Source organism: Grimontia sp. AD028, assembly GCF_000973155.1.
GTDB lineage: Bacteria > Pseudomonadota > Gammaproteobacteria > Enterobacterales > Vibrionaceae > Enterovibrio > Enterovibrio indicus.
The window spans coordinates 1-16827 of the sequence record NZ_LASY01000036.1; the positions used below are offsets into that span (position 1 = coordinate 1).

Below are 16827 nucleotides of genomic sequence, written 5' to 3' on the forward strand. Positions count from 1 at the left end.
TTCGAGACCTTGAGGGTCGGAGCATCGTTATCGAGGATAGTACCTGTGCCTGTAACGGCATCGGTCTGGCTGTCGGTTTTGCCAGACAGGGTAAAGTCTTCTGTGCTTTCGAACACAGGCTTGCCGTCAGCATCCAGGTTATCTGTGGTGATGACGCCCACGGTGAACTCGGTGTCACCCGGCTTCACAGTGACCTCAAAGGTGCCGTCAGCATTCACCGGTACCTCATCGCCGTTGACGGTGACCGTGGTGCCCGTGAAATCGACGTTTTTGTCGGCACTGCCACTTGCTAGTGTCATGGTGACTGTGGTGTCGGAAGTGCTCTCGTTGGTCAGGGTGACGGTGAAGGTCGCCGTGTCTCCTTCAGTCACGGTTGGGCTGGTGATGCTCGCGACGTCCGGGCGGTCGCTATCATCGGTATTTATAACAGTCTCTACCGCATTAGGCAGTGTTGGGAGTGCTTCAAAACCACCGCCAGTTATGCTCGTTACGCTAACGGTAAATTTGTCATCATCTCCGGCTTCGTATAGGTCGTCGTCTAACGCCTCTACTTTGAAAGAGACACTCGTTGCATCTGCTTCTATTGTTACGGTTTTTTCAACAGGAACGACGTCACCATCCTCTGTTGTTTTGTGGCCGACGACCACAGTAATGGTCATATCTTCAGCCGCGGGCTCTGATAGCGTCAATGTGTATGTTGCATTTTCCCCTTCAGCGACAAACTCATCTCCTGACAAAGTAAGCGTTGGTGCATCATTGTCGTCTACGATATCTACTGTGACCGTGTCGGAGCTCGCTTCAAGGTTCTCAAAGGCATCGCCACCTTGAACTTCGTTAATTGTGGCTGATGCAGTGCTACTTCCTGAATAAACGTCATCGCGATTGACCTCAAACTCGAAACTAGATGAAGAAGTACCACCTTCGATGGTTACTTTTTGAGATGAGCCATTTGGAAGGAGCACTGTTACTTCAACACTGTCACCTTCTGCGACGGTAACTAAGCTACCTTCGGCATCGCGCAGTTCAACCTTGTAGATGATGCTTCCGCCGTCTTCACTAACCTCGGAAGTGTCAGCATTCAAACTAACGGTTACTGTATCAGCATCATCAGTGACAATAGTGGTAACAGGGGTTGAGTCTGTGGTTAAGGAGTCGAAGCTTTCTCCGCCGGATACGCTATTGATTGAAGCACTTGCTTCTTCACTTTCTTTATAAACGTCATCAGCGTCTACGATGTATTCGAAAGTGGCTTCGCTGGAGCCTGAGCCGATTGTTATATCTTGCTCAGTCCCATCTGGGAGTGTGATGGTGACGGTCACTGTTTCCCCGTCAGTGACGGTAAGCGGAGCACCTTCATCATCGACAAGTTCGACTTTATAACTAATGGTTCCTTTGTCTTCGGATACCTCGTCAGTTGATGAAGATAGCTTAAGAGTTGCATTAACAGGGCTAGTCGGGGTAACAGGGGTTGGTTCTGGTGATGTGGCAAATGAGTTAAATGAATCGCCACTGTCTTCTCGTTCAATTCTTGCACTGTTAAACGCTTGATCTATGCCATTTGTGTCATGACCTGCTTGAGCAATGGTTTGTTCGCCAACACGGCCAATGGATTGAAAGCTCCATGAACCTGCTCCGGATGTCGCGTTTCCTCCTGCAGCGGTTGCTTCCAGTACTTCTGTTGGGTCGACACCCTCTTCAATTAATGCCTGGATAGCAGCAATTTCATCATCAAGCGGTGAGCCTAAGATATCTTGCGCAGGTGAGGCTTGTTCACCAACAGGGAATACGGTGCCGTCTTCAAGAGATAGAATGGCGTTGGCACCCTCAGGGATAAAGATTTCAGTGCCGGCGTTTAGGTCTAAAACCTCAGCGATGGGAACGTCTTTCCCGTTCACTTTAATGAATGCGTTGCCGTTAACTGAAATTACTTTTGCAGCCTGCTTGGTGATAATCGAATCCATGAATCTCTTCCTGCGAAAGGTAAATAAAGATGAGTGCGCCATATGTGACGCATAAGTTTCATCCATAATACTATGCAAATAGATTCGTTATAAGGCTTGACGTTAAACAAAATCGCCAAAAAAGTGACGCAAATTGTAAAATTTTTATATTTATCAGCGCTAAGTATCTGAATGAAGATCAAGATGTTATTGCTTTTTGATGCGAGAGGGGTCAAAAAGTGACCGGGCATATTGAGTGGTGTGTCATTTATTGGACAATATATTGACTCTCGTTAGAGGCTTGTTTTGCGGGATGAATTTTCTTGTGAGGCCTGTAGAGTAAGGATTTTGTTGGCGAGCGTTGAGTCTCAACCCGATATCGTACAAAATACCCGCCGATTTGAATTCATCTACACTGCGCGCAGCTCAGTTTCTGCCTGCGTGCTGTTTAACGCGGAAAAGCTTAAGCATGTCAAACTCTCCACTTCAGCAAGAAGTCGGCAAGCGCCGTACGTTTGCGATTATCTCGCACCCGGATGCCGGTAAAACCACCATCACTGAAAAGGTGCTGTTATTCGGACGCGCGATCCAGACTGCCGGTACGGTAAAAGGTCGTGGCTCTAATCAGCATGCGAAGTCTGACTGGATGGAGATGGAAAAAGAACGTGGTATCTCGGTCACCACTTCTGTCATGCAATTCCCGTTCAATGATTGTCTGGTTAACCTACTTGATACCCCAGGACACGAAGACTTCTCAGAAGATACTTACCGTACTCTGACGGCGGTGGACTCTTGTTTGATGGTTATCGATGCGGCTAAAGGTGTTGAGGATCGTACCCGTAAGCTGATGGAAGTGACCCGTCTACGTGACACGCCAATCGTGACTTTCATGAATAAACTTGACCGCGACATCCGTGACCCAATGGAGCTGATGGATGAAGTAGAAAGTGAGCTGAACATCGCGTGTGCACCAGTATCCTGGCCGATTGGCTGTGGTAAAGAGTTCAAAGGTGTCTATCACATCCACCGTGATGAAACGATTCTGTACCAAACAGGTCAGGGTCATACCATCCAGGACTCACGCATTATCAAAGGTCTGGATAATCCAGAGCTGGATGAAGCAGTGGGTGAAAGCCTGGCAGAGCAGCTGCGTGAAGAGCTTGAACTGGTACTGGGTGCATCGCACGAGTTTGATCAGGAACTGTTCCTCAGCGGCGAGCTGACACCTGTGTTTTTTGGTACTGCACTGGGTAACTTTGGTGTTGACCACATGCTGGATGGTTTGACTGAGTGGGCACCTGCACCATTACCGCGTCAAACCCATGAGCGTGCGGTTGAAGCGGGTGAAGAGAAGTTCTCTGGTTTCGTATTCAAAATTCAGGCAAACATGGACCCTAAACACCGTGACCGCATCGCATTCATGCGTATCGTGTCTGGCAAGTATAACCAGGGCATGAAGATGAAGCATGTGCGTACCGGTAAAATGGTGTCGATCTCTGATGCGGTAACCTTTATGGCGGGTGACCGTGCCCGCGCGGCAGAAGCGTTTGCCGGTGACATCATTGGTCTGCATAACCACGGTACTATCCAGATTGGTGATACCTTCACACAAGGTGAAGATCTGAAGTTCTCGGGTATTCCAAACTTTGCGCCAGAACTGTTCCGTCGTATCCGTTTGCGTGATCCACTGAAGCAAAAGCAATTGCTGAAAGGATTGGTACAGCTGTCTGAAGAGGGTGCGGTACAGGTGTTCCGCCCAATGACATCCAATGACCTGATTGTTGGTGCGGTGGGTGTACTTCAGTTCGATGTGGTTGTTGCACGCTTGAAGTCTGAATACAACGTGGAAGCGATTTACGAGCCTGTTAACGTTGCGACAGCGCGCTGGGTGGAATGTGGCGATGCGAAGAAACTGGATGATTTCCAGCGCAAGAACCAAACCAACTTGGCATTGGATGGCGGTGACAACCTCACTTACATTGCGCCAACCATGGTGAACCTGAGCCTGACGCAAGAACGTCATCCTGATGTGAGCTTCCGTGCAACACGTGAGCACTAATCACAAGGCGTAAAAGAAAGCCGCCCCGCAAGGCGGCTTTTTTGTATCCTCTATATATAGAAGTAGCCCACTGAGCCTTTGCCGCAATGATTGATACCCACTGCCATTTTGATTTCCCACCGTTTGCTGACCACCCTGAAGATTGGGTGAGGCGCTCAGTAGCCGCTGGAGTAAACAGTCTTGTGGTACCCGCTGTAGCGACAGAAAACTGGGAGCGGGTCGCAGCATTGGCTGAGGCATTTCCTGAGATCTCGTATGCGGTGGGATTACATCCTGTCTGGATGACATCGCATCAAGACGAAGACATTCAGAAGCTGGATGCGTTTTTGGCTGACGCGCCGAAAGGATTGGTTGCTGTTGGCGAGTGTGGGCTGGATTTTGCGATAGAAAATGCCGACCCAGAGCGACAAATATGGCTGTTGACGGAACAACTTCAATTAGCAGAGAAATATCAGCTTCCCGTGATCCTTCACAGTCGTAAAGCGCACAACGAATTACTGCAAATTCTGAATGGTTTTCCGGCAGTGAAAGGGGTCTTGCATGCTTTTAGTGGCAGCGAGCAGATTGGGCGTGAGTACATAAAGCGAGGTTTTCTTCTCGGGATTGGCGGCACCATCACTTACGAGCGCGCCAATAAGACCCGAAATGCGGTGAAAAAGTTGCCACTTTCCTCTTTGGTTTTGGAGACAGATGCGCCCGATATACCGGTTTTTGGCTTTCAGGGTGAGCCTAATTTGCCGGAGAGATTACCACTGATTGCCCACGCTTTAGCCACGCTAAAAGAGGTCGATGTCGGGGAAATTATTCACGCTACTACACAAAACTCGACAGCATGCTTTGCGTTGAACGTCTAAAAGGCATCGTTTGCCCAAACGTTTGCGTCGTGCATAGCTCACAAAAATAGACCTTCATCACCTTTTTGAGTGAATTGCACTGAATTTTTCACTTCAAGTGTGACTTATGCATTCCTTTGGTCCCCAACCAATGCGTATAATCGCCGCCGGAATAACACTCCCAATTTGTCGAGACGCCAAGACTTTTTTAGGAACCCTTTTATGAGCCTGATTATGAGCATTGTAGGGATGGTTGTGCTGCTGGGTATTGCAGTACTGCTATCTGACAACCGCAAAGCCATCAACCTGCGTACTGTAGGTGGTGCATTTGCGATCCAGTTTATTCTGGGTGGTTTCATCCTGTTTGTCCCAGCGGGCCAAGCAATCCTGAACGGCATGTCTAATGCTGTACAGAACGTGATCAACTACGGTAAAGACGGTATCGGCTTCCTGTTCGGTAGCCTGGTTAACTTCTCTGTAGATGGTATCGGCTTTATCTTTGCGTTCCAGGTTCTGCCTACTGTTGTATTCTTCTCAGCGCTGATCAGCGTGCTTTACTACCTGGGTATCATGCAGTTTGTTATCCGTATTCTGGGTGGTGCACTGCGTAAAGTACTGGGTACTTCTCACGCCGAATCAATGTCTGCAACCGCGAACATCTTCGTTGGTCAAACTGAAGCGCCTCTGGTTGTACGTCCTTACGTGCCAAAAATGACCCAATCTGAACTGTTCGCAGTCATGTGTGGTGGTCTGGCATCTGTAGCAGGTGGTGTACTGGCCGGTTACGCAGCAATGGGTGTACCTCTGGAATACCTGATTGCAGCATCGTTCATGGCAGCACCAGGTGGTCTGCTGTTCGCGAAAATCATCAAGCCAGAAACTGACGAGCCAATCGAGCAATTGGGTCAAGACGGTGACGAAGAAGAAGACAAGCCTGCAAACGTTATCGACGCAGCAGCAGGTGGCGCATCTTCTGGTATGCAACTGGCTCTGAATATCGGTGCAATGCTGCTGGCATTCATCGGTCTGATCGCACTGATCAACGGCATGCTGTCTGGCATCGGCGGTTGGTTCGGTATTGAAGGCCTGACGCTTGAGTGGATTCTGGGTAAAGTGTTCGCACCACTGGCATTCCTGATTGGTGTTCCATGGGCAGAAGCTGACATCGCGGGTTCTTTCATCGGTCAGAAGATTGTTGTTAACGAATTCGTTGCGTACCTGAACTTCACCCCAATCATCGGTGACCTGTCTGAGAAGACTGCAGCAATCATCTCGTTTGCACTGTGTGGCTTCGCTAACCTGTCGTCTATCGCAATCCTGCTGGGCGGTCTGGGCAGCATCGCGCCAACCCGTCGTCACGACATCGCGCGTTTCGGTGTGAAAGCAGTATGTGCGGGTACTCTGTCTAACCTGATGAGTGCAACTATCGCTGGTTTCTTCCTGACTCTGGCTGCACTGTAATCAGCAAGTAAAGAGATTCAAAAAACCGCCTCCTTGTGAGGCGGTTTTTTTATGCCTGTAGCTTCGGGAGCCCATTCGTCAGGAATAAGACAAAGTGATGCGTATTCGCCACTTATAGTGATGCCAGTAACACCTAAAATGTCCGCTCAGGTTTGCACTATCAGCAACAAAGTGTTTTTCAACAGAAACAGGTAACACCTAGTGTAACCAAAGGAAGATTGGTAAAATTGGTGAACGCTGTCAAAGTTTCAGAAGTAGTCTTTCATTAATTTCACTACTGTTTCACAGACAGCGGAAAGGTGAGACATCAAACCTGCCCCAACGTGTAAAAAACTTGCAGCACGATGAGACAGGTGGACACCCGGCAGAATGCCATAGGGTGTGCGGCCAACACGGAATGTTGATTGGCGCTGACCATGCAGCGCGCCAAACTTCAAGGAGCCAAGTCCGCTCATCAGATTATGCCGAGCATTGCCTCGCGTAGTTTGTTACTTGGTTTTGAATATTTACGACTGGAGAAAGTCATGAGCGATCTAAAAGCAGCAGCTCTTCGTGCCCTGAAACTGATGGATTTAACCACCCTGAACGACGACGACACAGATGCGAAAGTTATCGAACTGTGTAAGAGCGCGAAAACCCCAGTAGGTAACACTGCTGCTATCTGCATCTACCCACGTTTTATTCCTGTGGCGAAGAAACAACTTCGCGAGCAAGGCACACCTGACATCAAAATCGCAACCGTGACTAACTTCCCACACGGCAACGACGACATCGAAATCGCAGTGGCTGAGACCAAAGCGGCGGTGGCTTACGGTGCGGATGAAGTTGACGTTGTGTTCCCATACCGCACGCTTATCGCGGGTGATGAGAAAACCGGTTTTGAGCTGGTTAAACAATGTAAAGCAGCATGTGGTGACGTGACGCTGAAAGTGATCATCGAAACCGGTGAGCTGAAAGAGGCAGCACTGATCAAGCGTGCATCTGAAATCTCTATCGAAGCGGGCGCAGATTTCATCAAGACGTCTACGGGTAAAGTGCCAGTAAACGCGACGCCAGAATCAGCAGAAATCATGCTGACTGTGATCAAAGAGATGGGCGTTGCAGAAAAGGTGGGATTCAAGCCTGCTGGCGGTGTACGTACTGCTGAAGATGCAGCGGAATACCTGGCGATGGCTGACCGCATCCTGGGCGGCGAGTGGGCTGACAACGCACACTACCGTTTTGGTGCATCAAGCCTGCTGGCGAACCTGCTTCACACCCTGGGTGAAGGCGAAAAAGCGGCAGAAGGCGGCTACTAAGCACTTCTTTTGGGGAGCTGGCGATTTCGGCTCCCCCTGTTTTTGACACCCAGTACGTGAGGTCGATTATGTACCTTCCCCAAGAAATCATTCGGAAGAAGCGTGACAACATTGCGCTGACTTCTGAAGAAATTAATTTCTTTATCCAGGGTATTGCAAAAGAGACTGTTTCTGAAGGACAGATCGCGGCATTTGCCATGGCAGTGTACTTCAATGACATGACCATGGATGAGCGTGTCGCACTGACGTGCGCCATGCGTGACTCAGGCATGGTGATTGACTGGTCACACATGAATTTTGATGGCCCCATCGTCGATAAACACAGTACCGGCGGTGTGGGTGATGTGACCTCCCTGATGCTTGGCCCTATGGTGGCGGCATGTGGTGGTTACGTACCAATGATTTCAGGCCGTGGTCTGGGTCATACCGGTGGTACGCTGGACAAACTGGAAGCGATTCCAGGTTATAACATCACGCCGAACAACGATGTGTTCGGTAAGGTGACTAAAGAAGCAGGTGTGGCGATTATCGGCCAGACCGGTGATTTGGCACCCGCGGATAAGCGTGTATACGCAACCCGCGATGTGACAGCGACCGTCGATAATATTTCTCTGATCACCGCGTCTATCCTGTCGAAAAAACTGGCGGCAGGTTTAGAGTCTCTGGTGATGGATGTAAAAGTAGGCTCTGGCGCGTTTATGCCGACCTACGAGAAATCAGAAGAACTGGCGAAATCGATTGTGGCAGTTGCCAATGGTGCGGGTACCCGCACCAGCTCACTGCTCACCGACATGAATCAGGTATTGGCTTCAAGTGCAGGTAACGCACTGGAAGTGAAAGAAGCGGTTCAGTTCCTGACCGGTGAATACCGTAACCCTCGCCTGTATGCCGTCACCATGGCGCTTTGTGCAGAAATGCTGATCATCAGTGGTCTGGCAAAAGACAAAGATGAAGCCATGAACAAACTGCAAACCGTGCTGGACAATGGCAAGGCAGCAGAATGCTTCGGCAAAATGGTGGCAGGTTTGGGTGGTCCGCTCGATTTCGTTGAGAACTATAGTAAGTATCTGGCAGCGGCAAACGTGGTGAAACCTGTGTTTGCAAGCCGCGCTGGTTTTGTATCAGCGATGGACACCCGTGCGATTGGCATGGCTGTCGTTGGCCTTGGCGGTGGACGCCGTGTTGCAAGTGATACGATCGATTATTCAGTGGGCTTTAGCGATGTTATCCGTCTGGGTATGCAAGCTGACAGCACCACGCCATTGGCGGTAGTACATGCCAAGGATGAAGCTGCATGGCAACAAGCAGCTGCAGCGCTTCAGGCTGCCATGCGCATCGAAAACGAAGCGCCAGAAGCGACCCCTGAAGTTTACCGCCAGATTGGCCCACAAGACGTCTAAGGAGGCGATCATGAAACGCGCGATTATTTTGGTACTGGATTCCTTTGGGATCGGTGCAACCGAAGATGCTCACAAGTTTGGTGATGTGGGCGCGAATACACTGGGCTCCATCGCGAAAGCGTGTGCGGCAGGTAACGCGAACAATGATGACCGCCAAGGTCCACTGACGCTGCCAAACCTGAATGCACTGGGTTTGGGCAAAGCGTGTGAAGAATCATCAGGCTACTTCCCTGAAGGTCTGGATCCAAGCGCTGAAATCATCGGTGCTTACGGCCATGCGGCTGAGTTGTCTTCCGGTAAAGACACCCCTTCGGGTCACTGGGAAATTGCCGGTGTACCTGTACTGTTTGACTGGGGCTACTTCACTGACAAAGAAAACAGCTTCCCGAAAGAGCTGACTGACCGCATTCTTGAGCGCGCAGGTTTGCCGGATTATCTGGGTAACTGCCATGCATCAGGTACGCAGATCCTTGACGATCTGGGTGAAGAGCACATGAAAACTGGCTTGCCAATTTTCTACACCTCTGCGGACTCGGTATTCCAAATCGCGTGTCATGAAGAAACCTTCGGTCTGGATCGCCTACTGGAGCTTTGCCAGATTGCCCGCGAAGAGCTGGAAGACTACAACATTGGTCGAGTTATCGCGCGTCCATTCATCGGGCCGGGCAAAGGCCAGTTTGAACGCACCGGTAACCGCCGTGACCTATCTGTAGAGCCGCCTTCGGCGACCGTGCTGCAAAAGCTGGTTGATGAGAAACAAGGTGAGGTGGTGTCTATCGGTAAGATTGCAGACATCTACGCGCACGTTGGTATCACCAAAAAAGTGAAAGCGACCGGTTTGGAAGCCCTGTTCAACGCGACCAAAGATGCGATGAACCAAGAAGGTGACAACAGCATCATCTTCACCAACTTCGTCGACTTTGACTCTCACTACGGTCACCGTCGTAACGTGGCAGGCTATGCTGCAGCACTGGAGTATTTCGACAAGCGTTTGCCTGAAATCCTCGAAATGCTGAAAGAAGATGATGTCCTGATCCTGACCGCTGACCACGGCTGTGACCCGACCTGGGAAGGCACGGATCACACCCGCGAGCACATTCCTGTTCTGGTTTACGGTAAACATGTACCAGCAGGTTCGCTCGGTCGTCGTGAGACCTTCGCAGACATCGGCCAGACTCTGGCGAAGTACTTCGGTACTTCAGACATGGAATACGGAAAGTCTTTCCTGTAATTCCACACTAAATTCCGGTCGCAGCCCAGACAATCAGCGAGTGCTGCGACCCGATTAGCATCGGTTGATTCCGAAATTTGATCAAAAGGAAATAGAAAATGGCAACTCCACATATCAATGCCGAAATGGGTGATTTTGCAGATGTAGTTCTGATGCCGGGCGACCCGCTGCGTGCTAAATACATTGCAGAAACCTTCCTGGAAGACGTTAAGCAAGTTTGTGATGTTCGCAACATGTTCGGTTTCACCGGTACTTACAAAGGCCGCAAGATCTCTGTTATGGGCCACGGTATGGGTATCCCATCATGCTCAATCTACGCGACTGAGCTGATCAAAGACTTCGGCGTGAAGAAAATCATCCGTGTAGGTAGCTGTGGTGCAGTGCGTGAAGACGTAAAACTGCGTGAAGTTATCATCGGTGTTGGCGCGTCTACTGATGCGAAAATCAACCGTACCCGTTTCAACGGCCACGATTTCGCAGCGATTGCTGACTTCGAGATGACCCGTAACGCGGTTGATGCAGCGAAAGCAAAAGGCATCAACGTACGTGTCGGTAACATTTTCTCTGCTGACCTGTTCTACTCTCCAGAACCAGATTTCTTCGACACCATGGCGAAGTACGGCATTCTGGGTGTGGAAATGGAAGCAGCGGGTATCTACGGTGTAGCAGCAGAGTTCGGCGCGAAAGCACTGACTATCTGTACTGTGTCTGACCACATCAAGACTGGCGAGCAAACCACTTCTGACGAGCGTCAAACCACGTTCAACGAAATGATTGAAATCGCACTGGAATCTGTACTGCTGGGCGACGCTGAAGAAGCGTAAGTTCTGCTGACAGACCAAGATGAAAAAGGATGGCTTAGGCCATCCTTTTTGCGTTCTGGGGGAAATTTCTTTTAGGACCAAGGGCCGCTCTTCGCTCTGCTAGTCGTTACTCTTTAACAGAAACGTTGAACGCCATAAATCGCGGCGGTTGGCGAAGGTAAAGATCAACAAGGCACCTGTGGCAATCGCGACCAGGATCATGGCGCGTACCAGGTTGATGCTTTGTTCTAGCCGGTTGGAAGCGGCTTTTATCACCTCACCATGCTCCAGCGTGATCCGCACAAAGCCGGAAATATTGCCATCGTCGGCAATGGGTTCAACCAGCTGCTGGCGACCAATACTGGCAACGGAAAGCGGGGTATTGAGCCCTGTTAGCTGCTCCAGTGGCATCGCCCCGAGTGAACTTGCCACCAGATTGCCTTTTACGTCGTAGATCGCGGCATCCAGTATCAGGTCTTCATTTTGTAAGTTGTTCACCAACTGCTGAACCGCATCCATATCATCGCTTGCCAGTGCCGTGTGTGCACTGGCCGCCGCTTGGCGGAGTATGACGCGGGACAGGGATTCTGTCTGGTCAAAAAGCATTTTGTAATTGCGGTTATTTAATTGATTGCTGTACATAAACAGCATCATTATTGTGGAGAAGCAGGCGATAACCACAATAAACTGCCAGAGCCTTTTAAGGCGTTTTTTATTTATTTGAAGCATAAGCTGTCCAAGCTAAGGCGCCTTCCAAGACGAAGTCGCAACAAATCAGCGCTATCTCAGTTTGCTGTTCTGGCTGGAAAAAAGCAAGCAACCGCCTTGCTGTGATCTCAAGCACTCTTTGATATAGTAAAGGCAACTGACTAAAAGGAATTTATGCAATGGATGCATTTTCAGCCTATCCGATCAAAAAACACGTAAAGCTGCTCAACCGTTTCCCTTCTATCCGAGATTTTCGTCCGTCAGATTGCCGTCAGGCAGGGTGGATTCTTTATGGGCTTCATATCAGCCCGGGTTCTTTGGATGACCTTTCCTTTCTGCTCGGTGAGCCAGTATTCCCAATGACAGGTTGGACTGTTGGTCCTTACGAAGTGTTGCTGATGCGTGGAGAACTAACTCCAGAGGTCGTACAACTGTGCGATGCACTGGCGCTGGACTGCGCGTCACTTGAAAACATTCCAAACCTTTATGAGCCAGGCTTGGCACTGTTCGATATGGACTCAACGGCGATTCAGATTGAGTGCATTGATGAAATTGCCAAGCTGGCAGGCGTCGGCGAGCAGGTAGCAGAAGTGACGGAACGTGCCATGCGCGGCGAACTCGACTTTGAAGCTAGCCTTCGCCAACGTGTTGCGACGCTGAAAGGCACGGATGTGTCTGTGCTTGAGCAAGTACGCGATAACATTCCTTACATGCCGGGCATGAAGCAACTGACAGCCTCTTTGCAGGCGCGTGGCTGGAAAGTCGCGATTGCGTCAGGCGGCTTTACCTGGTTCTCGGACAAGCTGAAAGAAGACTTGTCACTGGCCTATGCTGAATCAAACCAACTGGTGATTGAAAACGGCAAGCTGACCGGCGAAGTCGCAGGTTCAGTGGTGGATGCGCAGCGCAAAGCTGACATTCTTCGCGATCTGGCAGACCGCTATGAATTGATGCCTGCGAACACACTGGCGGTGGGTGACGGCGCTAACGATTTAGTCATGATGTCTGCCGCTGGGCTGGGCATTGCTTATCACGCCAAACCGAAAGTGCAGCAAGCGGCGCAGGTGGCTGTACGTCACGCGGATTTAGGGGGCGTGCTTTGTGTGCTATCTGCCTCTTTGCTCCCGCAAAGATTGAGTTGGTAGTAAGGTGTGTTGAGGCTGAAATAATAAAGGGATGTCGACGGACATCCCTTTTTCTTTGATGGTAAGAACTGTTTAGCCGCCGATTTCCAAACGTCTTAGCACTTCGTCGGTAATGTCACTCATTTCTCCATAAGCACAGAGGTCAGTGAATTCCATTTCAAGCTGTCTTGCCCGTTGTGTCGACAAAGTGACCAAAGGTGCCAGCGTTTCCGGTGGCAGCCACTGATTGCCATCATCCAATGGTTGTAGCCAGTTTCTGACCGCAAAAAACTTCCCACGCTTACGTGCCTGTGTAATGAACATTTTGCGCTCTTCGGGAGAGCTAAAGCTTTCCAGTGGGCGCGATGTGACATCGATAATGGCACCGTCTGAGAAGGTCGCTGAAATATAGAACTCATGACGAACCTGCTCTTCCCGGTTGCGTAGGCGTGTCACTGGGCTTACGTATTTCGACAGGTGCTCACCAATCACCGAGCCGAGCGACATCATGCCAGAGCCTGCATTTTTCTGAAGAAGACGACTGAGTTCATTACCAGGGAAGTTCGCGCCAATGGCAGACACCTGAAGCGTTTCCCCGCGACGGACAATAAAGTAAGGCGTGGCAGATAACCGTGTCAGCAGCATTTGATGCATGGCATGCAGCAGCGGGGCGTCCGGCAGTTTCTCGCTGTCGAGCAGAAGCTTATGCTGGTTGTGCTCAATCAGTCGCTGCAGGTAATGACTTCGGTGCTTGCTGTGCCTGTCTTTTAACAGTGCCAGCTTGAGGTTGGTTCTGTCTTCGCTGATCTGCACCACTTTGTAAGGCACGTTACCGAGAGGTGCTTTCGGATCGACCCGTTTCAGATCGGTAAAAGTGATCGATACTTCCTGCTGTTTGCTACCGGTAAAGGGTTTGCTCAGCACCACGTTCAGACCTTGGGTTGAAAAGTCGATGGTCTGGCCCTGCAATTCACCGGTTAAATGGTGCACCAAGGTGGTTTTGGTTCTGTGCTGGTAGCGCGGCTCTTTGCGTTGCGGTGCCAGCACAGAAGGGACTGCTTCAACCGGTAGAATAGGGTCACGCAAGTGCGCGAAACGGTTGAGCTGTTTCACCGGGTGCTTGGGCTTGATTGGAATCCGGAAATCACTGCTGACCTGGGACAAGGTCAAATCCTGAATCGTCGCAATATGGGTCAGCTCATCAATTTGTTGGATGTACGCTGGTGACACTTCCTGCAACCTTCGGGCGTCTTCTTCACTGATTTTAGCCATGGTGACGCGAAGCACACGCCAGGATGGGCGTGAACTGCCGACATGCCAGAACAGGTGACGAAGCTCTGCGTCCAATTCTGTCGGACAGGCAGAGAAGAAGTAGGTTTTTTCACCGTGCTGATGGTTAAAGCAATACACCAGGGTTTCGCTGTTGGTCAGCCCTTCAAGTGCCAGATACTGTAAACGCTTTTCCGAGAACAACTTGTCGATCACCGGCTGATTGCGTTCGTCATGCCAGTAATCCCAAAGCTCGCGGTTTTGTTCGGTCAAAAGGCTGTATCTCAGCCTGTTGCCACAGAAAAACAGTGGCAGTGACGGTGTCTGCTCAAGGAATACCTGTTCATAAGCGCGGGAGCGGGTGGTCAGGAATTTGTCCTCATTTTCCTGGCGGGAGTCCAGATCGTCAGTTTGGGACTTAATCTCAATGGCGTCTTTGATGACATCGGTGCTGCTCATCAAACGAAGGCGCAGGCGCTGGAAGTTGTCGCCGTTGAGGTTAAGTTCCTTTCCGACCACTCGATAGTTCAAGCCGCTGAAAAGCTCTGCCAGCTGGCACTCATCCCCCAATTGAGGAAAATAAATCACCAATGTCGATCCCGTTTCATAATGGAACGATGAAGGTAATTTGATCTGCATGCCTGAATTGGAAATATCAATGGTCGAGCCATTCACTTCCGTGCCATCGGGCAGAAAAGCCTGAATGCGACTAGAGAGCTGAATGCGGTTTTCACTTCTCGACAGGTAGTGGCCAAAACGCAGCGGCACTGCATCAACGGTGTCCAGAGACTCTGTTGCCCGCACATCGCCTTGTCGCTGCAAAACACGGTAACTGTTTGGCGTATAGTGTAACTCTTCCCAAAGCCCGACTGTCATCCGGCCTTGATAGATGTCGACGCGGCGGTGATACAGATTGATGGCAACATCGTCCATCCAGTGATTCACTTCGTGCAGAAAATAACGGCGACACTCGCCAACCACTTTTCCGCGTAGGTCCACGGGTTTGCTGCAAGGAGACATGAGGCGTCGCACTTCCATCTTGGTAATTAACCGTTCGGAAGCGTTCTCATTGGGGGTAAGCTCCGCCAGTACTGCATCAAATGCATCTTGCTCATACAGGGGGAGTAGCTGATCAAACAGCGCCTTGTCGTGGTCCTTCATCTCGATAAAGTCTGGTAGAATCCTGAAATTAGATGACAACATCTGTATCGGCCATAAGTGTCGATAGTTTACCTTTTTTCCCGATCTTGGCGTGAACTTATGCGCAGACTTGCATGCAAGACATGTAAGCATTGGTAACAGGAGCAATCATGGCGAAAACAAAACGTGCTTATGTGTGTAACGACTGTGGAGCAGACTATCCGCGCTGGCAGGGGCAATGCACTGCCTGTGGGTCGTGGAACACCATCACTGAAGTACGTTTGGCTGCCTCTCCGACGGTAGCGCGCACTGAGAAATATGCGGGCTATGCGGGCGCAACCGAAGCCAAAGTTCAGACGCTCTCTGCTATCGATCTTCAGGAAGTGCCACGCTTTACGAGTGGTTTTAAAGAACTCGACCGCGTACTGGGTGGCGGTATTGTGCCGGGTGCGGCGATCCTGATTGGCGGTAACCCAGGAGCGGGTAAAAGTACACTTCTTCTGCAAACTATGTGTTGGCTGGCAAGCCAAATGCCAACGCTGTATGTCACTGGTGAAGAGTCGCTCCAGCAGGTGGCAATGCGCGCCGAGCGCTTGGGTCTGCCGAAAGACAACCTCAAAATGCTGTCTGAAACTAACGTTGAAACCATTTGCTCGATTGCCCGCACAGAGCAGCCGAAAATCATGGTTATCGACTCGATTCAGGTCATGCACTGTGCAGATATTGCCTCTGCGCCTGGCAGTGTCGCGCAGGTGCGTGAGTCCGCTGCCGCTCTGACCCGTTATGCCAAGCAGCATAACGTGGCGATATTTATGGTCGGTCATGTCACCAAAGATGGCACGCTAGCTGGGCCGAAGGTGCTTGAACACTGTATCGACTGCTCCGTGTTGCTTGATGGTTCCAGCGACAGCCGTTTCCGTACTCTTCGCAGCCATAAAAACCGCTTTGGTGCGGTCAATGAACTCGGCGTGTTTGCGATGACAGGGCAGGGACTGCGTGAAGTCAGTAACCCTTCGGCTATTTTCCTTTCTCGCGGTGAAGAAGCCACTTCCGGCAGTTCAGTGATGGTGTTATGGGAAGGCACGCGTCCGCTGCTTGTCGAGCTTCAGGCGCTGGTAGATTACAGTCAACTGGCCAATCCGCGACGTGTTGCAGTCGGCCTTGAGCAAAACCGTCTGGCGCTGCTGCTGGCTGTTTTGCACAAACATGGCGGCCTGCAAATGTCGGATCAGGATGTGTTCGTCAACGTAGTGGGTGGTGTGAAAGTGACTGAAACCAGTGCAGACCTCGCCTTGCTTCTGGCACTGATATCCAGTTTCCGTGACCGTCCATTGCCACGTGATTTGGTGGTCTTTGGTGAAGTCGGCCTTGCCGGTGAAATTCGCCCTGTCCCAAGTGGTCAGGAACGTTTGTCTGAAGCGTTTAAGCATGGCTTTAAACGCGCTGTCGTGCCAATGGCCAATGCGCCTAAAAAAGAAATCCCAGGCATGAAGGTGTATGGGGTGAATAAGCTTTCCGAAGTGCTGACGGTGTTGGATGAGATGGATTAACGGTTACAGAC

Annotated in this window: 13 protein-coding genes; 9 read left to right on the top strand and 4 right to left on the bottom strand. The window is 50.6% G+C overall.

Annotated features, from left to right (window positions below; translation table 11 throughout):
- Nucleotides 1–1961, bottom strand: a 1961-nt coding sequence (locus RN22_RS09045) for a retention module-containing protein (protein WP_046304009.1), incomplete at its 3' end; no start/stop codon positions are given.
- Between the two features lie 448 nt (nucleotides 1962–2409).
- On the opposite strand from RN22_RS09045, the gene prfC reads away from it, so the two are divergent.
- The 3 genes from prfC (at nucleotide 2410) to RN22_RS09060 (ending at nucleotide 6293) form a co-directional block, all read left to right on the top strand.
- Nucleotides 2410–3999: a peptide chain release factor 3 gene (prfC, locus tag RN22_RS09050; RefSeq protein WP_046304010.1), complete on the top strand. Its 1590-nt coding sequence runs from the start codon at nucleotides 2410–2412 to the stop codon at nucleotides 3997–3999.
- 86 nt (nucleotides 4000–4085) lie between these two features.
- Entirely contained in the window at nucleotides 4086–4853 is a 768-nt protein-coding gene (locus RN22_RS09055) for a TatD family hydrolase (RefSeq protein ID WP_046304011.1), read from the top strand.
- Nucleotides 4854–5054: 201 nt separating this feature from the next.
- Entirely contained in the window at nucleotides 5055–6293 is a 1239-nt protein-coding gene (locus tag RN22_RS09060; RefSeq protein ID WP_002538940.1) for a NupC/NupG family nucleoside CNT transporter, read from the top strand.
- 248 nt (nucleotides 6294–6541) lie between these two features.
- On the opposite strand, the gene RN22_RS24970 is transcribed toward RN22_RS09060, so the two are convergent.
- Nucleotides 6542–6748 carry a hypothetical protein gene (locus tag RN22_RS24970; protein WP_152442369.1) on the bottom strand — a complete coding sequence of 69 codons (207 nt, stop codon included), beginning with the start codon at nucleotides 6746–6748 and terminating at the stop codon, nucleotides 6542–6544.
- Nucleotides 6749–6817: 69 nt separating this feature from the next.
- Here RN22_RS24970 and deoC point away from each other — a divergent pair, with 69 nt between their 5' ends.
- From deoC to deoD, 4 genes are all read left to right on the top strand, one after another.
- Nucleotides 6818–7591, top strand: coding sequence for a deoxyribose-phosphate aldolase (deoC, locus tag RN22_RS09065; RefSeq protein WP_046304057.1), 774 nt, complete (start codon nucleotides 6818–6820; stop codon nucleotides 7589–7591).
- A gap of 68 nt (nucleotides 7592–7659) precedes the next feature.
- Nucleotides 7660–8991: a thymidine phosphorylase gene (gene deoA / locus RN22_RS09070; protein WP_046304012.1), complete on the top strand. Its 1332-nt coding sequence runs from the start codon at nucleotides 7660–7662 to the stop codon at nucleotides 8989–8991.
- A gap of 10 nt (nucleotides 8992–9001) precedes the next feature.
- Complete coding sequence (locus RN22_RS09075; RefSeq protein ID WP_046304013.1) at nucleotides 9002–10222, top strand: phosphopentomutase; 1221 nt, start codon at nucleotides 9002–9004, stop codon at nucleotides 10220–10222.
- Nucleotides 10223–10320: 98 nt separating this feature from the next.
- Nucleotides 10321–11046: a purine-nucleoside phosphorylase gene (gene deoD / locus RN22_RS09080; RefSeq protein ID WP_002538934.1), complete on the top strand. Its 726-nt coding sequence runs from the start codon at nucleotides 10321–10323 to the stop codon at nucleotides 11044–11046.
- 99 nt (nucleotides 11047–11145) lie between these two features.
- Here the strand turns inward: deoD and RN22_RS09085 are convergent, their stop codons facing one another.
- Nucleotides 11146–11754, bottom strand: coding sequence for a YtjB family periplasmic protein (locus tag RN22_RS09085; protein ID WP_046304014.1), 609 nt, complete (start codon nucleotides 11752–11754; stop codon nucleotides 11146–11148).
- Between the two features lie 158 nt (nucleotides 11755–11912).
- On the opposite strand from RN22_RS09085, the gene serB reads away from it, so the two are divergent.
- Nucleotides 11913–12878 carry a phosphoserine phosphatase gene (gene serB, locus RN22_RS09090; RefSeq protein ID WP_002538931.1) on the top strand — a complete coding sequence of 322 codons (966 nt, stop codon included), beginning with the start codon at nucleotides 11913–11915 and terminating at the stop codon, nucleotides 12876–12878.
- Between the two features lie 72 nt (nucleotides 12879–12950).
- Here the strand turns inward: serB and RN22_RS09095 are convergent, their stop codons facing one another.
- A complete protein-coding gene (locus tag RN22_RS09095) occupies nucleotides 12951–15329 on the bottom strand; it encodes a PilZ domain-containing protein (protein ID WP_197076274.1) in 2379 nt (792 codons plus the stop codon).
- A 107-nt stretch (nucleotides 15330–15436) separates the two neighbouring features.
- Here RN22_RS09095 and radA point away from each other — a divergent pair, with 107 nt between their 5' ends.
- Nucleotides 15437–16816, top strand: coding sequence for a DNA repair protein RadA (gene radA, locus RN22_RS09100; RefSeq protein ID WP_002538929.1), 1380 nt, complete (start codon nucleotides 15437–15439; stop codon nucleotides 16814–16816).
- Nucleotides 16817–16827: the final 11 nt, after the last annotated feature.

What these genes read in the sequence shown, in the direction of transcription:
- prfC (WP_046304010.1), top strand. Translation starts at nt 2,410, where the DNA reads ATGTCAAACTCTCCACTTCAGCAAGAAGTCGGCAAGCGCCGTACGTTT.
- RN22_RS09055 (WP_046304011.1), top strand. Translation starts at nt 4,086, where the DNA reads ATGATTGATACCCACTGCCATTTTGATTTCCCACCGTTTGCTGACCAC.
- RN22_RS09060 (WP_002538940.1), top strand. Translation starts at nt 5,055, where the DNA reads ATGAGCCTGATTATGAGCATTGTAGGGATGGTTGTGCTGCTGGGTATT.
- RN22_RS24970 (WP_152442369.1), bottom strand. Translation starts at nt 6,748, where the DNA reads ATGAGCGGACTTGGCTCCTTGAAGTTTGGCGCGCTGCATGGTCAGCGC.
- deoC (WP_046304057.1), top strand. Translation starts at nt 6,818, where the DNA reads ATGAGCGATCTAAAAGCAGCAGCTCTTCGTGCCCTGAAACTGATGGAT.
- deoA (WP_046304012.1), top strand. Translation starts at nt 7,660, where the DNA reads ATGTACCTTCCCCAAGAAATCATTCGGAAGAAGCGTGACAACATTGCG.
- RN22_RS09075 (WP_046304013.1), top strand. Translation starts at nt 9,002, where the DNA reads ATGAAACGCGCGATTATTTTGGTACTGGATTCCTTTGGGATCGGTGCA.
- deoD (WP_002538934.1), top strand. Translation starts at nt 10,321, where the DNA reads ATGGCAACTCCACATATCAATGCCGAAATGGGTGATTTTGCAGATGTA.
- RN22_RS09085 (WP_046304014.1), bottom strand. Translation starts at nt 11,754, where the DNA reads ATGCTTCAAATAAATAAAAAACGCCTTAAAAGGCTCTGGCAGTTTATT.
- serB (WP_002538931.1), top strand. Translation starts at nt 11,913, where the DNA reads ATGGATGCATTTTCAGCCTATCCGATCAAAAAACACGTAAAGCTGCTC.
- RN22_RS09095 (WP_197076274.1), bottom strand. Translation starts at nt 15,329, where the DNA reads ATGTTGTCATCTAATTTCAGGATTCTACCAGACTTTATCGAGATGAAG.
- radA (WP_002538929.1), top strand. Translation starts at nt 15,437, where the DNA reads ATGGCGAAAACAAAACGTGCTTATGTGTGTAACGACTGTGGAGCAGAC.